The 20,430-nt window shown below is 64.1% G+C and carries 21 protein-coding genes; 6 read left to right on the top strand and 15 right to left on the bottom strand.

The annotated features are described in order from the left end of the window. Positions 1-14: 14 nt before the first annotated feature. The gene (locus FJ967_RS10330; RefSeq protein WP_140731604.1) at positions 15-1,166 is read right to left on the bottom strand and encodes a ceramide glucosyltransferase; all 1,152 of its coding nucleotides are present in this window, start codon (positions 1,164-1,166) and stop codon (positions 15-17) included. 219 nt (positions 1,167-1,385) lie between these two features. Here FJ967_RS10330 and apaG point away from each other — a divergent pair, with 219 nt between their 5' ends. After that, positions 1,386-1,778: a Co2+/Mg2+ efflux protein ApaG gene (apaG, locus tag FJ967_RS10335; protein ID WP_140731605.1), complete on the top strand. Its 393-nt coding sequence runs from the start codon at positions 1,386-1,388 to the stop codon at positions 1,776-1,778. Positions 1,779-1,833: 55 nt separating this feature from the next. Here apaG and FJ967_RS10340 read toward each other — a convergent pair whose 3' ends face one another. Next, positions 1,834-3,303, bottom strand: coding sequence for an MFS transporter (locus FJ967_RS10340; protein WP_140731606.1), 1,470 nt, complete (start codon positions 3,301-3,303; stop codon positions 1,834-1,836). 90 nt (positions 3,304-3,393) lie between these two features. On the opposite strand from FJ967_RS10340, the gene FJ967_RS10345 reads away from it, so the two are divergent. Then, positions 3,394-3,945 (top strand): TetR/AcrR family transcriptional regulator, encoded by a 552-nt coding sequence (locus FJ967_RS10345; RefSeq protein WP_140731607.1) that lies wholly within the window; start codon positions 3,394-3,396, stop codon positions 3,943-3,945. Positions 3,946-4,115: 170 nt separating this feature from the next. On the opposite strand, the gene FJ967_RS10350 is transcribed toward FJ967_RS10345, so the two are convergent. The 3 genes from FJ967_RS10350 to FJ967_RS10360 all read right to left on the bottom strand — a co-directional run bounded on the left by FJ967_RS10350 (position 4,116) and on the right by FJ967_RS10360 (position 7,388). After that, complete coding sequence (locus FJ967_RS10350; RefSeq protein WP_181175763.1) at positions 4,116-5,123, bottom strand: Hsp33 family molecular chaperone; 1,008 nt, start codon at positions 5,121-5,123, stop codon at positions 4,116-4,118. Between the two features lie 136 nt (positions 5,124-5,259). Further along, on the bottom strand, positions 5,260-6,171 hold the full coding sequence (argF, locus tag FJ967_RS10355; RefSeq protein WP_140731608.1) for an ornithine carbamoyltransferase: 912 nt from the start codon (positions 6,169-6,171) through the stop codon (positions 5,260-5,262). Positions 6,172-6,188: 17 nt separating this feature from the next. Next, positions 6,189-7,388 (bottom strand): aspartate aminotransferase family protein, encoded by a 1,200-nt coding sequence (locus FJ967_RS10360; protein WP_140731609.1) that lies wholly within the window; start codon positions 7,386-7,388, stop codon positions 6,189-6,191. Positions 7,389-7,746: 358 nt separating this feature from the next. Between FJ967_RS10360 and FJ967_RS10365 the strand changes: the two genes are divergently transcribed. Further along, positions 7,747-8,265, top strand: coding sequence for a GcrA family cell cycle regulator (locus FJ967_RS10365; protein WP_127275610.1), 519 nt, complete (start codon positions 7,747-7,749; stop codon positions 8,263-8,265). 107 nt (positions 8,266-8,372) lie between these two features. On the opposite strand, the gene FJ967_RS10370 is transcribed toward FJ967_RS10365, so the two are convergent. From FJ967_RS10370 to FJ967_RS10380, 3 genes are all read right to left on the bottom strand, one after another. After that, the gene (locus FJ967_RS10370; protein ID WP_140731610.1) at positions 8,373-9,380 is read right to left on the bottom strand and encodes a magnesium and cobalt transport protein CorA; all 1,008 of its coding nucleotides are present in this window, start codon (positions 9,378-9,380) and stop codon (positions 8,373-8,375) included. A 111-nt stretch (positions 9,381-9,491) separates the two neighbouring features. Then, the gene (phoU, locus tag FJ967_RS10375; protein ID WP_140731611.1) at positions 9,492-10,217 is read right to left on the bottom strand and encodes a phosphate signaling complex protein PhoU; all 726 of its coding nucleotides are present in this window, start codon (positions 10,215-10,217) and stop codon (positions 9,492-9,494) included. A gap of 113 nt (positions 10,218-10,330) precedes the next feature. Further along, positions 10,331-11,596: an ATP-binding protein gene (locus FJ967_RS10380; RefSeq protein WP_140731612.1), complete on the bottom strand. Its 1,266-nt coding sequence runs from the start codon at positions 11,594-11,596 to the stop codon at positions 10,331-10,333. Between the two features lie 111 nt (positions 11,597-11,707). On the opposite strand from FJ967_RS10380, the gene ppk2 reads away from it, so the two are divergent. Further along, the gene (gene ppk2, locus FJ967_RS10385) at positions 11,708-12,616 is read left to right on the top strand and encodes a polyphosphate kinase 2 (RefSeq protein WP_140731613.1); all 909 of its coding nucleotides are present in this window, start codon (positions 11,708-11,710) and stop codon (positions 12,614-12,616) included. A 66-nt stretch (positions 12,617-12,682) separates the two neighbouring features. On the opposite strand, the gene FJ967_RS10390 is transcribed toward ppk2, so the two are convergent. The 3 genes from FJ967_RS10390 to FJ967_RS10400 form a co-directional block, all read right to left on the bottom strand. After that, positions 12,683-13,447 carry an enoyl-CoA hydratase-related protein gene (locus FJ967_RS10390; RefSeq protein WP_181175764.1) on the bottom strand — a complete coding sequence of 255 codons (765 nt, stop codon included), beginning with the start codon at positions 13,445-13,447 and terminating at the stop codon, positions 12,683-12,685. After that, positions 13,444-14,082, bottom strand: coding sequence for an acyl-homoserine-lactone synthase (locus FJ967_RS10395; protein WP_140731614.1), 639 nt, complete (start codon positions 14,080-14,082; stop codon positions 13,444-13,446). Before FJ967_RS10395 ends, FJ967_RS10390 begins: the two co-directional genes overlap by 4 nt. A gap of 98 nt (positions 14,083-14,180) precedes the next feature. After that, positions 14,181-14,912: a LuxR family transcriptional regulator gene (locus FJ967_RS10400; RefSeq protein WP_140731615.1), complete on the bottom strand. Its 732-nt coding sequence runs from the start codon at positions 14,910-14,912 to the stop codon at positions 14,181-14,183. 260 nt (positions 14,913-15,172) lie between these two features. Here FJ967_RS10400 and FJ967_RS10405 point away from each other — a divergent pair, with 260 nt between their 5' ends. Further along, positions 15,173-16,024 carry a transporter substrate-binding domain-containing protein gene (locus tag FJ967_RS10405; RefSeq protein WP_140731616.1) on the top strand — a complete coding sequence of 284 codons (852 nt, stop codon included), beginning with the start codon at positions 15,173-15,175 and terminating at the stop codon, positions 16,022-16,024. 44 nt (positions 16,025-16,068) lie between these two features. On the opposite strand, the gene FJ967_RS10410 is transcribed toward FJ967_RS10405, so the two are convergent. Further along, the gene (locus tag FJ967_RS10410) at positions 16,069-16,482 is read right to left on the bottom strand and encodes a tellurite resistance TerB family protein (RefSeq protein WP_140731617.1); all 414 of its coding nucleotides are present in this window, start codon (positions 16,480-16,482) and stop codon (positions 16,069-16,071) included. Positions 16,483-16,639: 157 nt separating this feature from the next. On the opposite strand from FJ967_RS10410, the gene FJ967_RS10415 reads away from it, so the two are divergent. After that, positions 16,640-18,286: a lysine--tRNA ligase gene (locus tag FJ967_RS10415; protein ID WP_140731618.1), complete on the top strand. Its 1,647-nt coding sequence runs from the start codon at positions 16,640-16,642 to the stop codon at positions 18,284-18,286. On the opposite strand, the gene FJ967_RS10420 is transcribed toward FJ967_RS10415, so the two are convergent. The 3 genes from FJ967_RS10420 to FJ967_RS10430 all read right to left on the bottom strand — a co-directional run bounded on the left by FJ967_RS10420 (position 18,252) and on the right by FJ967_RS10430 (position 20,417). Further along, positions 18,252-19,103, bottom strand: a complete 852-nt coding sequence (locus tag FJ967_RS10420; protein ID WP_348643083.1) for a thermonuclease family protein — start codon at positions 19,101-19,103, stop codon at positions 18,252-18,254. The two genes, FJ967_RS10415 and FJ967_RS10420, sit on opposite strands and share 35 nt — an antisense overlap. Before the next feature lie 9 nt (positions 19,104-19,112). Then, a complete protein-coding gene (locus FJ967_RS10425; protein ID WP_140731620.1) occupies positions 19,113-19,757 on the bottom strand; it encodes a helix-turn-helix transcriptional regulator in 645 nt (214 codons plus the stop codon). 114 nt (positions 19,758-19,871) lie between these two features. Continuing rightward, complete coding sequence (locus FJ967_RS10430; RefSeq protein ID WP_140731621.1) at positions 19,872-20,417, bottom strand: thioesterase family protein; 546 nt, start codon at positions 20,415-20,417, stop codon at positions 19,872-19,874. Positions 20,418-20,430: the final 13 nt, after the last annotated feature.

Below are 20,430 nucleotides of genomic sequence, written 5' to 3' on the forward strand. Positions count from 1 at the left end.
ATGGCGCTCCGGAATCAAGCGCTCGACGGCGTCTCCTCGAGCTCCGCCGCCTTGGTGCGGATGGTCATGGCGTTGCCGCGCCAGTCGACGGCACCGCCGAGCCAGCCGCGTGCCCAGATGGTCGGAAGCATTGCGTCACGCGCGATCATCGCCGCGACCATGCGCGGCGACAGGTACCAGCCTTTGGACAGAGCGAGCGCGCACTCTGGAAGGTAGAAGGCAGCCAACACGGCCATCGCGGTTGCCCAGAGGCTGACGCCCGCGCTTGCCGCCGCAAGCAGCGCCAGCGCCAGAGGCACCGCCGCACCGGTCAGGATCTCGGGTGCGAAGAACAGCGGAAAGGTGACGCGGCGCAGGCGCGCCCAACGGGCCTGGCGCGACCAGATCTCGGCAAGGCTGCGCCGGCCGAGCGGCTGCTCGAAGGGTGCCGCCACAAGATTGACGCGCAGGCCGAGACCGTTCACCAGCTTGGTCGCGGCCGCGTCCTCGGCGATCTCGGCGGCCAGCGCGCGAATGCCGCCATTGGCATCCAGCATCGGCTTGTTCCACAGCATGCTCTTGCCCTGGGCAAAGCCGAGGCCGAGCGCCTCCCCGGCATACTGCCAGCGCGCCTGCAACGTGTTGAGGAAGGCGCATTCGACATCGGCCCAGAAGCCATCCGGCCGCGAACCGATCGGTGTCGAGCAGACAAGGCCGGTGTCGGACCGCCACGCCGCCATCATGTGCTCGACATAGTCCCTCGGCATCAAGACGTTGGAATCGGCAAAGATGACCCAGTCGTGGCGCGCCGCTTCCCAACCCTTGACGCAATTGTTGAGCTTTGGATTGGCGCTGACCCGGTCGTCACCGATCAGCAGCCGGGCCGGCACCTTGGGAAACCGGGCAATCGCCCTGTTTATCAGTTTGACCACCGGATCATCGGCATGGGCGACGCAGAAGATCAGTTCGTAGCGTGGCCAGGAGAGCGCGAAGGCGCGTTCGAGCGTCTCATGCGTGAACGGCTCGACGCCACGCGACGGAACGACGATCGAGACCGGTTGCGACTTGCCGGCTGGCGGAGCGATCGTGGTACGCGGTTTCAGCTGTGAAGCGGCGAGCCCAATGCTGGCGGCGTTTGAAAGGATGAGTGCGGTCGAAAGCGAAGCGGCTATGAAGGTGAGTTCCATCGCGGTCTGGTCACTCCGGAAAGGCGGCCCGCATCGTGGCCGTTTTCAACAGTTCGACAGAGCGCCGAGTCGCCCGGTTCGTGCACAGCACCATTGTCGTGTGTCACTTAAATGACATTCTTTGCCGGCACCTGCGCTTGAAGGCCAGCCGCGACAAGACGCCCATGTTGACCCGCCCGCGGGGAGCGCCGAAAAGTAGGACTTGTTTTGGAGCCGCTCATGTACCGCGTCGTGACGCGCAACATCGAAGTGCAGGTCAGGCCGTTCTATCTCGAGGATCGCTCGGATCCCTCTGAGAACCGCTATGTCTGGGGTTATCAGATAACGATCGACAACCAGTCGGACGAGTTCGTGCAGTTGCTGTCGCGCTACTGGCACATCACCGACGGCGCGGGCCGCGTCGAGGAAGTGCGCGGGCCGGGCGTTGTCGGCGACCAGCCGGAACTCAATCCCGGCGACAGCTATCAGTATACGTCCGGCTGCCCGCTCTCGACGCCGTCCGGGATCATGGTCGGGCGCTACACGATGCGCAACAAGCGCGGCGAGACGTTCGACATCGCGATTCCCGCTTTCTCACTCGACCTGCCGGGGACGAAGCGGACGGTGAATTAGGCACGGCTTAGCCTTCTTCCCGTTGACGGGGACAAGACGGCCCGAAGCGGCGACGTCACGCCGTCGCGGTCCGCTGCCAGATAGCCAGGCTGACGAGGATCAACAGTGCCGCAGCGGCTGCGATCACGCCGAAAAAGGCGTGGTCGAATGCCGTGCTCGCAAGGCCGGCCAAGGCCGCGCCATCCGCGGGCGCCAGGCGCTCGGCGATCAGCAGCGCCTCATCCAGGCTGTCGCCCGCCTGCGCGGCGATCCCTCGCGGCAGCACCAGGGCATGGGTGTAGAGCGCCGACATCAGGGAGCCGAGAAAGGCAATGCCGAGCGCGCCGCCAAGCTCGAAGGAAACTTCCTCGATGGAGGCCGCCATGCCTGCTCTTTCCTCCGGAGCGGACAGCATGATGACGCTGGAGGCAGCCGTCATGGCCGCGCCGAAGCCGAAGCCCATCAGCGACAGCGCGCCGAGCCACAGCCAGGTCTCGCCCCGATAGACCAGCAGGTAGGCGACAAGCATCGCCCCGGCCAGCAGCAACGAGGACCACAGAACGCGCACCGCTCCGACCCGGGGCAGCGCCAGGCCGGTGAGCGGGCCGGCGATGAACGCGGCGAGCGGTATCGGCAGGATGATCAGGCCGGCCTGCAGCGGCGAATGGCCGAGCACGAGCTGCAGACGCTGGCTGAACACCAGCTCGACGCCGATCAAGGCAGCCGACGCCACCACGGCCGTCGCGACGCCGGCCGAGAAGCGCGGATCGGCAAAAAGCGAAAAATCGATCAGCGGCGTGCGGCTGGCAAGCTGGCGGCGCACGAAGACGACCATGGCGACGAGACCGACGGCAAAAGCGAGCGCCGCGGCCAGCCAGGACGGATCGCGCTTGGCGAATTCCTTGACGGCGTAGGTCAGGCCGATCAGACCGACCATGACCTGAAGGGAGCCGATCAGATCCCAGGGATGATCGCTGTTGCCCGGCCTGTTGGGCAGCAGGGTCATGCCGGCAAGCAGGGCGACAAGCACCACCGGCACATTGATCAGGAAGACCGAGCCCCACCAGAAATGCTCCAGCAGCGCGCCGCCGACGACCGGTCCGAACGCAGCGCCGCCGGACGCCACGGCCGCCCATACACCGATGGCGAATGCACGCTCCTTCTCGTCGGTGAAGGTCAGCCGGATCAGCGACAGCGTGGCCGGCATCATCATGGCGGCACCGACCGCGAGCAGTGCACGCGCGGCGATCAGCCAGGCCGGAGTCGGCGAAAAGGCCGCGCAGAGCGACGCCAGCCCGAACACGACGAGGCCGGCGATGAACATGCGCTTGTGGCCGAGTCTATCCCCCAGCGTGCCGACGCCCGGCAGCAGGCCCGCGACCACCAGCGGATAGGCGTTGATGATCCAGAGCTTCTCGGTCGCCGTCGCCCTGAGGTCGTGCGTCAGGGTCGGAAGCGCGGTGTAGAGGACCGTCATGTCGATGACGATCAAGAACAGCGCGCTCGACACGATGGCCAGAACCAGCCAACGGTTGGACAGGGACATGACGGCTTCCTTCAGCGTACAGTCAATCGTGGCCTTGAACGGCCACGGGCACGCATATAAATACGATCGTATTCAAATGGAAGAGGCTTGATGTCAGGAAGACCGCGCAGCATCGACCGCGACAAGGTCCTCGACGCCGCCGAGACGGTGGTGACCGAACTCGGCGCATCGGGGCTGAGCTTCGATGCCGTGGCGAAAGCCGCCGGCATCACCAAGAGTGGTGTGCAATATTGCTTCGGCACCAAGGACAATCTGATCCGCGCGATGATCGCCCGCTGGGCTGATGCCTACGAAACCAAGTTCATGAAACAGGCCGGACCCGCCCCGTCGGCGCAATCGGTGATCCGGGCGCATCTTTCGGTGACGAGGGATGAGGACGAGGAAGAGCACTCCCGTTCCGCCGTCATGATGACGGCGCTGCTGGAGGCACCAGACCGGGTGGCCGAAAGCCGGGAGTGGTATAACGGCTTTCTGGCAAGGCTCGACCTGTCGAGACCAGCGGACCGCCAGATCGCCGTCGCGTTCCTCGCCGGCGAAGGCGCTTTCCTGCTCAAGGCACTCGGCCTGATCGGCCTGAACGAGACTGATTGGCACGCACTGTTCACGGATATGCTGAAGCTGACGCACACCGGCGGGACGTGAACCTGGCGCAAAATTCCCGGAAGCGTGAGCTCGTGCAGTGTCGGGAAAGGCAGATGGCTTGGTGGTGGCAGCCCCTTCGATTGGAATCTGGCAACCCGCGCAAATCCGCGCCGTCCCTCATCCGCCCTCCGGGCGCCTTCTCCCCGTGAAAACGGGGAGAAGGAAAAGGATCACTGTTTCGCGAACTCAGCCGGATCGAAGTCGTACTGCGTCGAGCAGAACTCGCAGGCGACGTGGATGCCACCGTCCTGCGTGCTTTCCCTGATCTCTTCGGCGGAAAAGCCTTCGAGAATGCCGCGGATCTTGTCGCGCGAGCAGGAGCACTGGTCGGCCACCGGCACGCCGCCGAAGACACGCACGCCATGCTCGTGGAACAAGCGGTAGAGCAGCCGCTCGGCGCCAACTGTCGGATCGATCAATTCCGTCGGCTCGATGGTGCCGAGCAGGGCCAGCAGTTCCTGCCAGGAATTGTCGGCCGGCTCGTGCACGTCGTCGCGCGGATCGCCGTCGCCACCCGAAATATCGGGCACGCGCGTGCGTTCCGGCGACTGCGGCAGGAACTGCGCCAGGATGCCGCCGGCACGCCACTGCTCGCGCGCGCCGCCGGGGGCTGGCGTCAAAAGCTTGGCCACCGACAGCCTGATATCGGTCGGGATCTGTTCCGACTGGCGGAAATAGGTGCGCGCGGCGTCTTCCAGCGTCTCGCCGTCAAGCTGGACGATGCCCTGGTAACGCTGGGTGTGAGCACCCTGGTCTATGGTCAGCGCCAGCACGCCGCTGCCGAGCAGCGTCTGCTGGGACGTCTCGCCCGCCGCGACCAGCGCCTCGAGCCGGTCCGGATCGAAACGCGCATAGGCGCGCAGCGCCGAGGGCGTGGAAAAATCCGCGACCAGCATGTCGACAGGCCCGTCGGTGCGGGTTTGCAGGATGAACTTGCCTTCGAACTTGAGCGAGGTGCCAAGCAGCACGGTCAGCACACAGGCCTCCGCCAGCAGGCGGGCGACCGGCTCGGGATAGTCGTGGCGGCCAAGGATGGCGTCGAGCATCGGCCCGAGCTGGACCGTGCGGCCGCGCACGTCGAGCGGGCCGACCTCGAAGGGAACGACGTGATCGTCGCCGGCGTAGCCGAACTCGCCGAGTTTGGGGTGATGTTCAGTCACTTGACTTGTTTCCAACATGACAATGCTCCAGGGCGCGGCGATGCCGCCCTGAAGGGAGCATGCGTCCAAACGCGCTTGATTTGCGTGATGGGGCGCAGATAGGCATCACGCCCCCACGGATCAAGCGCCCGGACGCATCAAGCACCAAGGCACCTCAAGCACCGAGGCACCAGGCGAGCACCGCCTTCTGGGCGTGGAGGCGGTTCTCGGCCTCGTCGAAGACGACCGAATGCGGGCCGTCGATGACCTCGTCGGTGACTTCCTCGCCGCGATGCGCCGGCAGGCAGTGCATGAACAGGGCGTCGGGCTTTGCCCTGGCCATCAGCGCCGCGTTGACCTGATAGGGCAGGAATACGTTATGGCCGCGGGCTCGATGCTCCTGGCCCATCGACACCCAGCTGTCGGTGACGACGCAGTCCACCTGGTCGACGGCCTCCTCGGCCGAGCGGGCGAACCTGATCCTGCCGCCATTGGCCTTGGACCAGTCGACATAGCGCTCGAACGGTTCGCTGCCTTCCGGCACCGCGATATTGACGTCGAAGCGGAAGCGTGCCGAGGCTTCGAGCAGCGAATGCAACACATTGTTGCCGTCTCCGGTCCAGGCGATGGTCTTGCCGGCGACCGGACCGCGATGTTCCTCGAAGGTCATGATGTCAGCCATCAGCTGGCAGGGGTGCGTATCGTCGGTCAGCCCATTGATTACCGGAACGGTGGCGTTCTCGGTCAACTCCAGCAGCCGCTCGTGCGAGGTGGTGCGGATCATGATGGCGTCGACATAGCGCGACAGCACCTTGGCGGTGTCGGCAATGGTCTCGGAACGGCCGAGCTGCATCTCGGTTCCGGTCAGCATGATGGTCTCGCCGCCAAGCTGGCGCATGCCGACATCGAAGGAGACACGGGTGCGCGTCGACGGCTTGTCGAAGATCATCGCCAGCACCTTGCCTTCCAGCGGCTTCGATCGCTCGCCCGCCTTGAGGCGCGCCTTGCGCGCCACCGCGTCGGTGAGCATGAAGCGCAAGTCGCCTTCGGAGACGGCGGAAAGATCGGTGAAATGGCGAGGTGACATCGGCAATGGTTCCGGGACTACTTCGCGGCGGCGGAGGCGATCGCCTCCGACAGGCCCTTGGCGCCGGCGCGAATACGGTCCAACGCCTCGTGGATCTCGGCGTCCGTGACGGTGAGCGGCGGCAACAGGCGGATGACGTTGTCGCCGGCCGGAACCGCCAGCAGGTGCTGGTCACGCAACGCCAGGTTCACCTTGGCATTGGGCATGGCACATTTGAGGCCGAGCATCAGCCCGGTGCCCCGGATGTCCTCGACAACCTCGGGGAATTCGTCGGCTATCGCGGCAAGCCCCTGCTTCATCAGCAGCGCCTTGCGCTGGACATCCTCGAGGAAACCGTCTTCCAAAACGACGTCGAGCACGGCGTTGCCGACCGCCATGGCCAGCGGATTGCCGCCGAATGTGGTGCCGTGCACGCCGGCGGTCATGCCGACGGCCGCCTCATCGGTGGCCAGGCAGGCGCCCATCGGGAAGCCGCCGCCGATGCCCTTGGCGATGGCCATGATGTCGGGCGTCACGCCGGACCATTCATGCGCGAAGAGCTTGCCGGTACGGCCGATGCCGCACTGGACCTCATCGTAGATCAGAAGCAGGCCGTGCTGGTCGCAAAGCTGACGCAGCCGCTTCAGCGACTGTACCGGCACCGGGCGGATGCCGCCCTCGCCTTGCACCGGCTCGATGAGGATCGCGGCGGTCTCGGGCGTGATCGCCTTTTCAGCGGCGTCGATATCGTCGAAGCCGACCTGGTCGAAGCCTTCGACCTTCGGTCCGAAGCCTTCGAGATATTTGTACTGGCCGCCTGCGGCGATGGTCGCCAGCGTGCGGCCATGGAAGGCGCCTTCGAAAGTGATGACGCGGAAGCGCTCGGGATGGCCCTTGACGAAGTGGTAGCGCCGCGCCGTCTTGATCGCGCATTCCAGCGCCTCGGCGCCCGAATTGGTGAAGAACACCTTGTCGGCGAAGGTGGCGTCAGCCAGCCGCTCGCCAAGCCGGCTCTGCCCCGGAATCTCGTAGAGATTGGAGACGTGCCAGAGCTTCGCCGCCTGTTCGGTCAGCGCCGCAACCAGATGCGGGTGGCCGTGGCCCAGCGAATTTACGGCGATGCCACCGGCAAAATCGAGATATCGCTCGCCCTTGTCGGTAACCAGCCAAGTGCCTTCCCCACGGTCGAAGACCAGGGGTGCGCGAGCAAAGGTCTCGTAAAGCGCCGAACCGCTCATTATATGCGTCTCCGGTACCGGAAAATCAAAAAAGCCGCCAAAGCGGCGGCCTTCTGCGGCTTATCGTGTTTTTCGGTCATGAAGTCAACGAAAACGTCGCGTAGTGGCACGCGGCAAGGCTCCTGACGGGACGCCGGCTCATGAGCGAGCGGGCAAGTTGGGGAAAACCGAAAAAACCGATTCGTGTTGCACTTGGGACTCTTGTCACCGAGTCAGCGCATAAGGTAGTTGTAGTCGAGAAATAACTAGATTTCGTGCGGCGGACCTAATCACCAGATATATGTGGTGTCTGCCCCAGCAGTGGTGCTGGGTCGGGAATGGATTCTGATTGCCGCACGCTTAGCAGGAGCGCGGTCTCATGAACTGGACTGACGAGCGGGTAGAACTCTTAAGGAAGCTGTGGTCGGAGGGTCTGAGCGCAAGCCAGATTGCCGCACAGCTTGGAGGGGTCAGCCGCAACGCCGTCATCGGCAAGGTGCACCGTTTGAAGCTGTCGGGCCGCGGCCGTGCGACGGCGACGCCGGCGCGCCAGAAGAAGGCATCGCAAGGCTCGACCGTCCAGAAGTCGGTGGCGCGCGCAGCCACCACGGCACGTCATGTCACGACGTCGATCGGCGCGACGGCCCTGCAGACGCAGTTCGACGCCGAACCCGTGGCGCGGCACTACATCCGCCCGGTCGAAAATGTCGTGGTACCGATCTCACGGCATCTGCAGCTCGTCGAACTGACCGAGCGCACCTGCAAATGGCCGAACGGCGATCCGCTTTCGGAGGACTTCAATTTCTGCGGCAATGAAGCCGCCGAAACCGGTCCCTACTGCAAATACCATGCCCGCGTGGCGTTCCAGCCGGCGGCCGAGCGGCGGCGCAATCGCTGAGCGCAGAGGGAGTAGGGAGTAGGAAGTAGGAAGTAGGAAGTAGGAAGTAGGAAAATCCCGCACCTAGAGTGCTGTTTCACTACTGACTAATTCCTACTCGCTCTCTTTCACAGCCACCCATTCTTCCTGAACCGCCAGTACAGGAACGAGCAGATCAGCGCGATGATGGCAAGCACCATCGGGTAGCCGTATTCCATCTTCAGCTCCGGCATGTCGGTAAAGTTCATGCCGTAGATGCCGGCGAAGGCGGTCGGCACCGCCAGGATGGCCGCCCATGAGGCGAGCTTCTTGGAGATCGCCGTTTCCTGGCTCTGACCGACCAGGAGGCTGGCTTCGAAGGCGAAGGCCAGCACCTCGCGCAGGCTGTCGATCTTCTCCTGGACGGTGCGGATATGATCCGTCACGTCGCGGAACAGGGGATGCATGGCTGAATGGATCTGCGGCAGCTCGGCGCTGGTCAGCCGGCGACAGACCTCGACCAGCGGCAGTGCGGCGTTGCGCAGGCGCAGCAGGTCGCGGCGCAGCATGTAAAGGCGTTCGATATCGGGACCGGTCATCGGCTTCAACAGCACACGATCCTCGATCGCTTCGACCTCGTCCTCGATCTGCTCGAGCACGGGCATGTAGTTGTCGACGATGAAGTCGAGAATGGCATAGAGAACGAAATCCTCACCCTTGGCCAGCGAGTGCGGGCAGCTTTCCCAGTGCTGGCGCACGGCAGCATAGGACGTCGAGGGGCCGTGCCTGACGCTGACGATATAGCCGGAGCCGACGAACAGATGCGTCTCGCCGAAGGTGACGCGCCCGTCGATCAGCTGCGCGGTGCGGGCGACGATGAACAGCGCATCGCCATATTGCTCGATTTTCGGCCGCTGGTGCGGGTGCTCGGCATCCTCGATCGCCAGTTCATGCAGATGGAACTGCGCCTGGACGCGCAGCAGAAGGTCGCGGTCGGGTTCAAGCAGCCCGATCCAGACGACGTGCCCGGATTTCTTGGCCCATTCGCCGGCTTCCTCGATCGGAATGTCGGCGATGCGGCGCCCGGCGGTATAGACGCTGCAGGCGATGATGCCCGATGTCGGCGGCGCGGGTTTGAACTCCCGGACATATTCCATCGCAGCCTCCCGAAAGCATTGACTTCCCCAAGGAAACCAACAGGGGGAACCAACAAGCTTATCTCGGAATAGTTTAGCGCAATATGATCAAGCGTTCGAGAGGAAGTGCGTTCACTTCGCCGCCAGCGCCGCGGGAAGGCCGATCTTGTCCGTTTTGTCGCCCTTCGGCCGCTCGGCCGGCATCTGGTCGCCGGTGACGATGTAGTAGATGGTCTCGGCGATGTTGGTGGCGTGATCGCCGATGCGCTCGATGTTCTTGGCGCAGAAGAGCAGATGCGTGCAAGGCGTGATGTTGCGCGGATCTTCCATCATGTAGGTCAGCAATTCGCGAAACAGCGAGGTGTACATGGCATCGATCTGGTCGTCGCGGTCGCGTACGAAGCCGATCTTGTCGACCGAACGCGACGCGTAGACGTCGAGCACTTCCTTGAGCTGGGTCAACGCGAGGTTAGCCAGCGCTTCCAGGCCGCGGAAAAGGCTGGTCGGCTGGCGGCCGTCGATGACCGCGACCACGCGCTTGGCGACATTCTTGCCAAGGTCGCCGACCCGCTCGAGATCAGCCGAAATGCGGATGGCGCCGACGATCTCGCGCAGATCCGTCGCCATCGGCTGGCGCTTGGCGATGATGATGATCGCCTTGTCGTCGATCTCGCGCTGCCCCTCGTCCAGCATGACGTCATCGCGAATGACCTTCTGGGCCAGCCCCGGATCGGCATTGACCAGGGCGGCGACCGCCTGCTCGACCATGCGCTCGGCATGGCCGCCCATCGCGGCGATGCGCTTGGAGAGATATTTCAGTTCCTCGTCAAAGGCGCTCATTATGTGCACGGACTGCATGGAAATGCCTTCCCACGGGGTGTCTTGATTTTGAGTCGTTTCCTCGAATCCCCGCTGATACGCTAGCCGGATGACAGAAAAAAGAAACGGCCCCGTGGATAAGTAGGGCGATATCAGTGCGCCGGCAAATGGACAGAGAAGGCGGCGCCCTTGCCGACCTCGGATTTGATCGAGAGCCTGGCGTTGTGGCGTGTCAGTATGTGCTTGACGATCGACAGGCCAAGTCCGGTGCCTTTCTGGGTCCGGCTGGTCTCGACATCGATGCGGTAGAAGCGCTCGGTGATGCGGGGAATATGCTCCTCGGGAATGCCAGGGCCAAAATCCGTGATCGTCACGTCGATGCCCGGCTCGGAACCGTCGTCGCCACGCGCTATCGAGACCACGACGCGACCGCCCGACTGGCCGTATTTGCAGGCATTTTCCAGGAGGTTCTCGAAGACCTGGAACAGCTCGTCGCGATCGCCCGGCACATCAAGCGGGCCCCTGGCGAAATCACGCTCGATGGCGACATTGTTCTCCCGGGCGAGCGGCCCCAGCGAATCGATGACGCTGTCGACGGTCTGGCGCAGATCGACTTCGGTTCCCGGCTTCAGATAGGGCTTCATCTCCAGCCGCGACAGCGACAGCAGGTCATCGATAAGGCGCGCCATGCGGCCGGTCTGGTTCTGCATGATCTGCAGGAACTGCTCGCGCGCCGCCGGGTCGTTGCGGGCCGGCCCGCGCAGCGTTTCGATGAAGCCCGCGATCGAGGCCAGCGGGGTGCGCAATTCGTGGCTGGCGTTGGCGATGAAGTCGGCGCGCATGCGGTCGATGCGCCGCGCCTCGCTCTGGTCCTTGAAGACCAGCACATAGAGCTCGGTGCCATGACCGACCGAGGACGCGCTGACGCGGTAGGCCCGTTCGACGGGCAGTTTCTCGGTGTAGTCGACAACATCCGAGGCGACGGTGCCCGACAGAACACTGTCCAGCAGCGCCTGCATTTCCGGCGCCCTGAATTTCAGCGGCAGGGATATGCCGGGCGCGATGCCGCCAAAGGCGGCAAAGGCGGCGGCGTTGGCGTGGACGATGGTGGCGGCCTGGTCGAAGATGATAAGCGGATCGGCGACGGCGGCCGCGAGATATTCGCCGGACAGGCGCTGCAAGCCTATCGCTTCGAGCGAGGCGGCGCTTTCGCGTGCCGGCCGCGTGGCCCCTGTCGGCAGCATCGCCGCCACCAGCAGGAGGACCAGCGCCGGCAGCAGCACATAGGCGGAGATACCGGCAAAAACGTAGACCAGCAAAATGGCGACAAGGCCCGAAAGGAGCTGCCAGCGGCCGTTCCACAGCCTGGCGGCAACGGCGTCTCCCACACCCAACTCGTCCGCGCCCCGGTCAGCCATTCGCGCCTGCGCCCCGCATTGCAAAGGTTTCGCCGGCCCGGCAACTTCGCGCTGGACCGGCAGGAAGGCCCCCAATAGCATGAGTCCGGAAGCTGGAAAGGGTTCGTCTGCATGAAAAAAGCCAAGGAACAGTCAGCCGCATCGGCCACGGGGCCGCTGAAGCTCAAGATCGACGGCAAGGAGCGGGAGTTCGACATCGAGAATCCCGAACTGCCGGCCTGGGTCGAGGACAACAAGCTGACGGCGGGCGGCTATCCTTACGACAAGAAGATGAAGAGCGACGAATATGACGAGACGCTCGAGAAACTGCAGATAGAACTGGTCAAGGCGCAGGCCTGGCTGCAATCGAGCGGCAAGCGGGTGATGGCGCTGTTCGAGGGCCGAGACGCGGCGGGCAAGGGCGGCACGATTTTCGTGCTGCGCCAGTACCTCAACCCACGCACGGCGCGCAACGTCGCGCTGACCAAGCCCACCCCGACGGAACTGGGGCAATGGTACTACCAGCGCTATGCCGACCATTTCCCGACATCGGGCGAATTCGTCACCTTCGACCGCTCCTGGTACAACCGGGCTGGCGTCGAGCCGGTGATGGGGTTCTGCACCCCCGAGCAGCACGAGAGGTTTCTCGACGAGACGCCGCATTTCGAACGGATGATCGTCAATGACGGCATCCACTTCTTCAAATTCTGGCTGAACATCGGCCAGGAAACGCAGCTCGAGCGCTTTCACGGCCGCCGCTACAGTCCGCTGAAGAGCTGGAAGTTCTCGCCGATCGACATTGCCGGCATCACCAAGTGGGACGATTACACCAAGGCGCGCGACACCATGTTCGAGCGCACCCACAAGGAGTTCGCGCCATGGATCATCGTGCGGGCCAACGACAAGCGCCGTGCACGGCTGGCGGTGATGCGCCGCATCTTGTTGTCGCTGCCTTATGAAGGGCGCGATCTCGATATTGTCGGCAAGGAAGACAAGAAGATCATCGGCGAAGGGCCGTCCTTCCTCGGCAAGGAAGGCTGACGCTTTGGCGCCGCGCGGCCGGAAAGGCAGCGCGGCGCAGTTCATGGATGTCCACTTTTCGTCTGCTCAGGCCGCCAGACGCGCGATCCGCTGCAGCCGCCGCAGCGTGGCGTCGTCCTGCAGCGCCTGCTGGAACAGCGATATCTCCTGGTCGATGCGGTCGCACAGCGCGCCGGTGTTGCCCTTGAGCAGTCCGCGCGTCTGCAGCAATGCCGCGACCGGCTTCTTGGCGAGTTGCCGGGCCCGGCCGAGCGTTGCTTCTTCCACGCCGTCATGCACGATCTCGGCGACAAGGCCGAGCGCCCTGGCATCCTCGGCATGAAGCGTATCACCGAGGCAGAAGAAGCGGAAAGCACCGGCATAGCCGAGCTTCTGCGGCGCCAGGATGCTGGTCGCCGCGTCCGGCACCAGGCCGAAATCGACGAACGGCACACGGAACGTGCTCTTGTCCGAGGCGATCACCATGTCGCAGTGGAACAGGATGGTGCAGCCGACACCGACCGCGTCGCCGTCCACGCAGGCCAGGATCGGCTTGGGAAACGTCGCCAGCGTGCGGAACATGTCGGTGACGGCGGCGATCAGTTCCTGGTGCTTGGTGGCATCCAGGAACTCGGAAAAGTCGCCGCCAAGACAGAAGCAGCCTGCCAGGCCACGCAGCACGACGACACGCACCTCGTCACTTTCGGCGGCCTCATGGAAGGTCCTGGCAAGGCTCTCATAGGCCCTCCTGTCGAGCACAGGCCGGCCGTCGGTCGACGAGACAGTGACGATCAGCGCGTGGTTGCGCAGTTCAGGCCGCGGATGCAGGTCCAGCGTGGTCTCCGGCCTCATGATGCCCTCCTTTGGCCGAACATGTCGGGATAGCCCCTGGCGAGGACCGGAGCATGATGATTGCGGCGTGACCGCACCACCTCCAGCGTGTGCTCGTTGAAGGTGAGCAGCGTCGCCACGACCTGCTGGTTGCCATAGGTGCGCTGATAGCCCAGCGGCGTCGCCAGGAAATGCAGTTGCAAGGCGCGCAGCACCCACATCGGCTCGAACTCGATGATCACCTTGTCGACACCGCGCTTCAGCCCCCACTCGACGAACCCGGCTATCAATTCGGTACCGACGGTCGAGACGCCACGCCGGCCGTCGCGGAAGCCCGGAGCCACCGCATAGCGGGTCAGCTCCCAAATGTTGGGGCCTGCCGGCGGCGTTCCTTCGGAGAGATCGGTCAACACCTCGGTCAACAGATGCGGCCGTGTGGTCGGCAACATCCTCTGATAGCCCGCGACTTCGTTGCCCCTGATGACGATCTGATGCACCGCCTCGTCATGATCGAACTGGTCGACCTCAAATCCGTCGGGGCGCCGCAGGTCCTCCCACCCCATTTCCTCGACGAATATCCGGTAGCGCAATCGATGGACCGCCTCCCAGAGGTCGGGACGTTCCATCAATTCTTTGGTCGTAAGACAAAAAAGCATTCCGTAGTCTCCTGTGTTTTCAGGGAAGATACGGCCGTGCTTCGATGCGGAAATTGCGTGATCACGTAGGCAAGAAGTTCTAGGCCGGCACGGCCGACCTAGCTAATGTAGCCGCGCCTGATCGCCTCGGCGACTGCCTGGACCCGGTTGACGGCACCGAGTTTGCTTTTGGCGTTAAGAAGATGTTTCTCCGACGTGTGCTCGGAGATGCCAAGGATTTGCGAAATCTCCCATTCGGACTTGCCGACGGCGGCCCATTGCAGGCACTCGCGTTCGCGCGGCGTCAACTCGATATGGTCGATGATCTTGCCGGCCATGGTGTGGAGTTGCATGGCGCGGCCGACCGCGTAGGTCGAGACCAGCGAGACCAGGCCGAACTCGGCGGCCGACAGTTCCACGGCCTCGCCACCCAGCGACACCATGACGATCTGGCCATCGAGCGTGATCAGCGGGAAGGCGAGCCCATCGCGCAGCTTGAAAGCGCCGGCGTCGCCCATCACCTCGCCGCTGCTCTTGTCGATGCGAGGACCTTGCGCGGCATCCCGCCACTGGAACGGCGCCTGCAGCTGTTTCATGTGACTGACCACGGGATCGTGATCGACATAGTTGCGCGCCACATAGCGCTCGAGCCATTCGACCGGCCAGTCGCAAAGCAGCACATGCTGTTTTTGCTGACCCGTCGGCGTGCCTGGCTGCGGAACGGTTCCGGCCATGAGCGCGGTCAGGCCGAATTCCGACGTCACGCCCAGCAGCTTCTCGCAGACCGCCGCCGCGGTCGCGGCGTGCTGCAATTGGTCTATGTATTCCAACGTCCGATCGAACTGACCCATCGCAACATCAACCCCATGTTGCCTCTTGCATTGAGGTCAATGGTCCGCGCCTTGCCGGCACTTCGCCACCGACCACGAATTGCAAAGCGCCCGCTTCCGGTTGTGGTTCTCGACCCTGGTACCCCCACCAGGGCAGCCACCGCTGTTTGCAAATCCACCGAAGCATATCCTGAAATCGACGCGTTGAAATCAAAAAGCATTGTGCCTGTACCATTTTCGTACCAAAACCGGCACGAACACGGGTGCGGCGGAGTTCTATCGTGGCATTGCAATGGCGGTCCCTGGTCCTGGCAGCGGCGCTCGTCGCGACGCAGACATGGGGTGCCGGAGCCCGCGCGGCGGAACCGCAGGTGCCGGTGCTGTGGGACGCCAAGGAGCGACTGCCCAAGCCGGACCTTTCGGCGTTGCCGCGGCTGCGGTTCCTGACGACGACGGATTTTCCACCCTTCAACTTCCTCGACGGCGCTGGAAAGCTGTCCGGTTTCCACATCGACCTGGCGCGCGCCATCTGCGCCGAACTCGGCATCGCCGACAAATGCCAGATCCAGGCCTTGCCGTGGTCTGAGCTCCAAGGCGCGCTCGAGAAAGGCGAAGGCGAAGCCGTCATCGCCGGCATTGCGGTTACGCCGCAGTCGCGACAGACTTATGCCTTCTCGCGCTCCTATCTGCAGTTCCCGGCACGCTTCATCATGCCGAAGAGCAAGGCTCTGGCGGAGCCGATCTTCGACAAGCTGCACGGCAAGCGCGTCGGCGTGATAGCGGGTTCGGCGCATGAGCGCATGCTGCGCGACTATTTCAGCACCGTCCAGGTCGTGCCCTTTGACGGACCGGAAGCCCTCTACGGCGACCTCAAGGCCGGCAAGATCGACGCGGCCTTCGGCGACGGCATGCGCTTCGCCTTCTGGCTTGGCGGCTCCGATGCGGCGGGCTGCTGCCGCTTTGCCGGCGGCCCCTATCTGGCGCCCGAATATCTGGGCACCGGCATGGCCATCGCGACGCGGGCGGACGATCCGGCGCTTGCCGCGGCGCTCGACTACGCGTTGCAGGAGATCTCGATGAAAGGCACTTTCGCCGAATTCTACCTGCGCTATTTCCCGGTCAGTTTTTTCTAGCCGGCAAGGTCAGCTCCCGGATCGGCGGTGGTGACGCTTGCCGGTCAGGTCAACGTGCGGAGCCGCGCCTTGGCCGCACGGCCGATGGCCGCCACTGTCAACGTATCGAGATCAAGCTCGCGGCGGATCAGTTGCAGCACCCGCACCTCTTCCATGCGCATCTCCAGATCGACGGCGGCGACTTCGAAGGCCGCGGCGTAGGCGGTGTCGCGCAGGCGTTCCGGCAGCGCTTCGGCGACCTGGGCCAGGACACCTTCCAGCCCGTCCTTCTCGTGCAGCATCTTCTGGCAAGCCTGGGCCACGGCAACCAGCCGGTCGTGCTTGAAGTCCTCGAACACCGGCCATGAGCGGACGACGTCGCCGATCCTGGCCAGTTCGACATCGGTCATGTCACGATCGGAGGCCGAGGTGATGACCATCAGGTAGATCAGGGCTTCATGCGGGGTCGGCGACGGCATTCTTTACTCCTTCAACAGGCCCCGAAGGTAGGAAGGCGGCCCAGGAGCCGCAAGGAAAAAGCGCCCCACGCGTTGACGCTCCGGCCACGCGCGCCTAGAGACCGGTTGAAAATCGACACTTGCGGCCATCGCGGCGAATAATTTGGAAAACTGGACCATGGCGGGATCAAACATAATCGATCTCAACCCCGAACTGCTGGCGGCGGCGGCCGAGAGCAAGGCGTGGCCTTTCGAGGAAGCCAAAAAGATCATCGAGCGCTACAAGGGCGCCGACTTCCCCGAAACGATCCTGTTCGAGACCGGCTATGGACCGTCGGGCCTGCCGCATATCGGCACGTTCGGCGAAGTGGCGCGCACCTCGATGGTGCGCCATGCCTTTCGTGTGCTGACGCAGGACAAGGTGGCCACCAAGCTGCTCTGCTTTTCCGACGACATGGACGGCATGCGCAAGATACCCGACAACGTGCCGGATCGCGCGGCTCTCGAGCCGCATCTGCACAGGCCGCTGTCCTCGGTGCCCAACCTGTTCGGCGGCGACTATGCGAGCTTCGCCGACCACAACAACGCGATGCTCTGCCGCTTCCTCGACACGTTCGGCTTCGACTACGAATTCGCCAGCGCGACGCAGTACTACAAGACCGGCCGTTTCGACGCGATGCTGTTGCGCACCGCCGAACGCTACGACCAGATCATGGCGGTCATGCTGCCGACGCTCGGACCGGAGCGGCAGGCGACCTATAGTCCCTTCCTGCCGATTTCGCCGAAGAGCGGGCGCGTGCTTTACGTTCCCATGAAGCATGTCGACGCCAAGGCCGGCACCATCACCTTCGACGATGAAGGCACGGAGACCACGCTGGAAGTCACCGGCGGCAAGGTGAAGCTGCAGTGGAAGCCGGATTTCGGCATGCGCTGGGCAGCCCTTGGCGTCGATTTCGAGATGTTCGGCAAGGACCACCAGACCAACGCCGTGGTCTATGACCGCATCTGCAACATTCTGGGCGGACGCGCGCCGGAGCATTTCGTCTACGAGCTGTTCCTCGACGAGAACGGCCAGAAGATCTCCAAGTCGAAGGGCAATGGCCTGACCATCGACGAATGGCTGACCTATGCGCCGACCGAGAGCCTGGGGCTCTATATGTACCAGCGGCCCAGGCAGGCCAAGAAGCTCTATTTCGACGTTATCCCGCGGGCCGTGGACGAATATTACACCTTCCTCGCGGCCTATCCCCGCCAGGAATGGAAGGAGCGGCTGGGCAACCCGGTCTGGCACATGCATGACGGCAATCCGCCTGCCATCGACATGCCGGTGCCGTTCTCGCTGCTGCTCAACCTGGTCAGCGCCTCCAATGCGCAGAACAAGGATGTGCTGTGGGGCTTCATCTCGCGCCATGTGCCAGGCGTGACGCCGGCGACCCATCCCGAGCTCGACCGGCTGACCGGCTACGCGATCCGCTATTTCGACGATTTCGTGAAGCCGACGAAGGTCTTTCGCCCGGCCGACGACGTCGAGCGCGAAGCGCTGGTGGCCCTCGAAAAGGCGCTTGCCGAACTGCCGGCGGGCTCAAGCGGAGAGGCGATCCAGAACGCCTCGCTCAACGTGGCGCGCAAGATCGAGCGCTATCAGGACCATTCCAAGCAGAGCCCGGAAGGCGGTCCCGGCGTTTCAGGCGGCTTCTTCCAGATGATCTATCAGGTGCTTATCGGTCAGGAACGCGGCCCGCGCTTCGGATCCTTCGCCGCCTTGTACGGTGTGGCCGAGACCCGCGCACTCATTCAGAAGGCGTTGGCTGGTCAGCTGGCTTGAGGGCGCCGCCCTCTTCCTGCAGGATCGAGCCCGGCGCCTGGGGCGACGGGGCGGGCGCATCCGGCACCGCCGAGACGCCGGCAAGGTTCGGCGCCGATCCGAAAATGCCTTTCATGGCGCTTTTTGCCTTTTCGCCGGCCTCGACATAGGGACCGCCCTTGGCGGCGCGCGCCCAGCCGTTTTCGACCAGCCACTGGCCGACATCCTGCTTGCCGATCCGGCATTCCGCCGCAATCAGGTCGCGGCCGCCTTCCGGCGGCACCGTGCAGACTACGGCGCGGCCGCGCAGGAAGGCACGGAACGCGGTGCGTGCGCGAACCCCGCACGGCCAGGATTTGCCATCGGTGGTGCACGTCTCGTCCTGCCTGACGACATCGATGCCGGAAACGGCGACCGAATAGCCTTTCGCCTCGATCAGGCCGGCGGCCGACGCGACCGGCTGAAACAGCTTTGTGCCGTTCCAGTCGTCCGGCATCTTCGGTTTGGGCGGCACGGCCAGCGCCAGCTTGCTCAACGGCTCGCGCGGCTCGACCCGTTCGAGTTCTCCAGCCGGCAGTTCCGGCGGCGCGACGAGCTGTGGATCGATCGTCCGCGAATGCACCACCGGCTTTGGCGGCTGCGGGGCAGGTATGGCGGCGGTGGCGGGCTCTTCGGGCGCCGTCCCGGCATCGGCCTGCGGCATCGTATCGGCGCCCAGATCGATCTGATCCACCGCGACGGTGCTTTCGCTTCCTTTCAGCGTGCGTCCGCCGACGACGACCAGCGCTGCCATTGCCGGGACCATCAGAACCGCCAGGACAAGATGAGGAAGTCGCACCCGTTGCACCTATTGGCTTGCCCAGACGATCCGCGCCACCCATTCGACCTCGGGCATGGGGATGTCGCGATCGGGATGATCCGGATTGAGCGAAACCAGGGCGATCGACTTGACGGTCTGGCGTTCGAGCACCTTGGCCATCACTTCTCCCGACGTGGTCTTGACCACGACGCGATCGCCCTTGCGGGTGGCCGCGCCCGGCTCGACGATGAGGACGTCGCCATTGCGGTAAAGCGGCAGCATGGAATCGCCCTGCACCTGCAGCGCGTAGGAACTTTCGGTCGATTGCGCCGGCAATTCGACCAGATCCCAGCCCTGCCCCGCCGGAAAGCCGGCATCGTCGAAGAAGCCGCCGGCGCCGGCCTGGGCAAAGCCCAGCAACGGCACGGCGCGCCTGTGGGACGTCGCGACAACGACTTCGCCCCGCCCCTCGATCAGCCCGGTGAATTCGTCCAGCGAGGCGCCCGTCGCCTCGATGATCTTGGCCAGCGATTCGGTCGAAGGCCAGCGCGGACGCCCGTCCGAGGACAGGCGTTTCGATTTGTTGAAGGCGGTTGAATCGAGCCCCGCGCGCCTTGCCAGACCCGACGCCGAAAGCGAATAGCGCTCGGCAAGAGCATCGATGGCAGCCCAGACGCGGTCGTGCGAGAGCATGACGTGCTCTCCTTCGAAACAGGAAAAAATGCCTGTTCCTTCTAGTGCGCCAATGCCGTCTTGTCCACCGACGGCGCACATTCTTGTCCGATCAGGAACGACTGACCGCCGGGATCAGTCGTCCCTCTTGGCCAGGCCGCGCAGCCTCTGGTGCGACGTCATGAAGATCCGTTCGGCCTCCGTCGGCGGACGCGGGTTCACCGCACGGCCGAGTGCGGCGACAACCTCGTCGATGTCGAGGAAACGGCGCGCCTTGCGGTCATAGACGCCGGCGGTGGTCAGGATCAGCGCGGCCGTCTCGCCATTGTCGAGGACGAAGCGGTGCTTGCCGACGACCTGCGTGCCTTCCCAGGTCTCGATCGACGAGACCACTTCGAAGCGGCGCCACAGCCTGATCTCGCGCGCATAGACGGCCTGCAGCCCGCCCATCATCGGCGCCCAGCCGTTCCTGCGCGCGAGCGAGATCAGCCCGGCGCGGACGAACAGATCGACGCGGCCGAGGTCAGCCAGCATCATGTAGCGGGCATTGTTGAGGTGGATGTTGAAATCGATGTCGGTCGGCAGGCAGCGAAAAGCCAGCCGGCTTTCGCCACCCATCACATAGGGGCCACGGCTGCGCGCCGTGGCCATCATGCGCGCCATGCGCGCCCAGACATACATGACGCCGGGCTAT

It is taken from the genome of Mesorhizobium sp. B2-3-4, from assembly GCF_006442315.1.
Lineage (GTDB): Bacteria > Pseudomonadota > Alphaproteobacteria > Rhizobiales > Rhizobiaceae > Mesorhizobium.